Raw genomic sequence first — 2,732 nt, 5'->3', positions numbered from 1 at the left:
AATAGTTTTCTTCAACAAAACAACAAATTTTTTCTTGTCACCATCTTCAATTTGAGAAGCTAGTTGATTAGCTTTTACTTGCTGTACTTAAAAGCCATCCGAAAAACCTACTTCTCCAATTAAGGGATTAACATTGGTATCGGAGCAAATAATATTTTGTAATAAAGTAGTTCCAGAGCGAGGACATCCACCAATAAAAAAATACGTCATATTTTAGAAGTTAGAAGGAAGAAGTCAGAAGGAAGAAGTCAGAAGGAAGGAAAGCGAGTATGCTTAAAAATTAAAAATAGCTGCTCCAGTTCAGAGCTAATTATCAATTATCAATTATCAATTATCAATTAATGAATCCTTATTCCTTACTTGAATTAAATTTTCTGCTAATTTAATTGCTTCAGCTTTAGTAAAAATCTTTTCTTCCGCTCGTGCTATTAAAATTTCTTTTAAGAGTTGACCAACTATAGGACTTTTAGCTAATTTTAGAGCTGTAATTAAATCATTTCCATTCAACAAAGCTATGGGATGAGCAACTGGATCGTCGGGATTAATATAACGTTCAATTAAACAATTAATTTCCTCTAGAGATATTCCTTTTGCTACTGCTACAACTGCTAGAGCAGGAAAATTTTTTCCTATTTCTTGAAAGAAAAAATATTGTTCTCTAACAGACATCTGAGGAATTTCTACTTCTGACAGTTTGGCTAAACCTTTAATAACTGAAATTGTACTTCTAATTTCTGCATTGCTATACTTCAACCTCATCAATTCAACTTCCGCTTTTTGTGGATGAGGATTAACTAATATTGCTAATTTAGCGATCGCCAATAAAGATGTTTTGACTGTCTCACGCACCCCAGTTGCTAACTCTACTTTTAAATTCGACCAATTTTTTTCTAACTGCTCTACTACTATCTCTACCTTTTTTCCTATTTCCAAATTGTCTTGAGCGGTGGGAAAATAATCTGAGAGTAAACCATTTTTCCAAGCTTTTTCTATCCAAATCATTCCTTGAGGATGACTCAATAAATAACCTAATTCTGTCTGCACTCTTTCTACTGCGACTTGGGTAAGCAAAGGTGCAAACTCTCGAATTGTTGTTTCTGTTTCTGGGGAAATAATAAAACCTAATTGTGCTGCTTGACGATATGCGCGTAATAGTCGGAGGGGGTCCTCTTTAAGATTCGCAGATTTTACCATTCTAATAATACCCTCTTGCAAATCTTTCAGAGCATTAAATAAATCTATCAATTCATCAGTAAAAGGATTATAAGCAATAGCATTTATCGTAAAATCTCGTCGCCATAAATCTTCCTCCAAACTATCACCTTCAATCTCAGCAAAATCAACAGTCGTTCCTTTAAATACTACCCTCGCAATTTTTCGTTCCGCATCCAAAACCACAAACCCCGCTTGATATTCCTTGGCAATATTTCTGGCGATACTAACTGCTTGCTCAAGAATAATAAAATCTAAATCCAAATATTCCCTCTTCCTTTTCAGCAAAGCATCTCGAACCGAACCACCCACTAAATAAACAGGTTGGGGCAGCATTCTTCCATCAAATGGCCAAGTTTCTGGTGATAAAGCAGACAGGGAATTTATCGACATTGCCACAAAAATTAAATGAATTTCTTTGCAGTTAGACTTTTACTTAGGTTAAAGTTAACATTATGTCTGAAAAAAATATATTTTTCCCCAGTAGAAAAGCAAGTTTGTCTCTAGGGCAAAATTTTATCAATGTCAGATAAAATTAATTTGGGTTAAAATATAGCAAATTTCCATCTCTAAGTGAGGTACAAAGTTCATTTGTTTTAGGGAGTAGGGAGTAGAAAAGAATAACAACAACTTTACCTCAGTAATTTGAGAAACGATATATAAACTTATCAAATCATTAAGATAGGAAATTATTGCATCAATTAAGATTAAACTTGACCAAAAAATAAGGTCTTAAGTCTCCCCTTTTAAGGGGATGAAAAAATAGGTGGTGGTGCATAGTAATGGTAGAGAGTGTGTGGGAAGTGTGGGGAGTGTGGGGAGTGTGGGAGGGTGAGCAGAAATTAAAAAATATATATCCTCACCATTACAATGCAGGACTACCAAAAAATAAACTTTAGTATTTCAACCCCCTGGGTTCACTCAGAGGTACTTATNTGTGGGAAGTGTGGGGAGTGTGGGGAGTGTGGGAGGGTGAGCAGAAATTAAAAAATATATATCCTCACCATTACAATGCAGGACTACCAAAAAATAAACTTTAGTATTTCAACCCCCTGGGTTCACTCAGAGGTACTTATAACTAATAACTGATAACTGAAATGAGGTACTTATAAATGTGTATTTGTGTTAACTGCCACTATGTAGATCGGTGTGTAACTTATCATGCTGTAGAAACTCAGCACGAACAACTTCATTTAACAGAAAATCCAGATTTTGACCCGGTTGAACCTACTATCAATGTCAATATTCGTCCTCAACAAGAGGAAATTGAGATGGAATGGGATGTTGTCGGTTGTGAAAGTTTTCTAGAAGAAATGGGCAAATGGGCAAAATTAAGGCCAGGTGAACTTATCCCTACCTAAATTAATGGATAATTGATCATGTAAGCATTCAGCAGTCAGCTAACAGCTATCAGCTTTATTACCTTTTAAAGAGAGAACAGAAATTATTATTAAACTGTACCTCACATCCTAAAAATTTTAGTAAAGCTATAAAAATATGAGAGCTGAATGCTAATAAGT

General features: G+C 34.7%; 3 protein-coding genes. 1 reads left to right on the top strand and 2 read right to left on the bottom strand.

Annotated elements, in window-relative coordinates; all coding sequences use genetic code 11:
- Positions 1-87 precede the first annotated feature (87 nt).
- On the bottom strand, positions 88-210 hold the full coding sequence (locus AFK68_RS34390; RefSeq protein WP_143437460.1) for a sulfotransferase: 123 nt from the start codon (positions 208-210) through the stop codon (positions 88-90).
- 117 nt (positions 211-327) lie between these two features.
- Positions 328-1,605 carry a CCA tRNA nucleotidyltransferase gene (locus AFK68_RS02920; protein WP_094671488.1) on the bottom strand — a complete coding sequence of 426 codons (1,278 nt, stop codon included), beginning with the start codon at positions 1,603-1,605 and terminating at the stop codon, positions 328-330.
- A gap of 719 nt (positions 1,606-2,324) precedes the next feature.
- Here AFK68_RS02920 and AFK68_RS02915 point away from each other — a divergent pair.
- Entirely contained in the window at positions 2,325-2,573 is a 249-nt protein-coding gene (locus AFK68_RS02915; protein WP_094671486.1) for a Ycf34 family protein, read from the top strand.
- Positions 2,574-2,732: the final 159 nt, after the last annotated feature.

The sequence above is a fragment of the Hydrocoleum sp. CS-953 genome, from assembly GCF_002260545.1.
GTDB lineage: Bacteria > Cyanobacteriota > Cyanobacteriia > Cyanobacteriales > Microcoleaceae > Trichodesmium.
The sequence above is the reverse complement of the archived record's forward strand: the minus strand, read 5'-3'. Positions and strand labels throughout refer to the sequence as shown.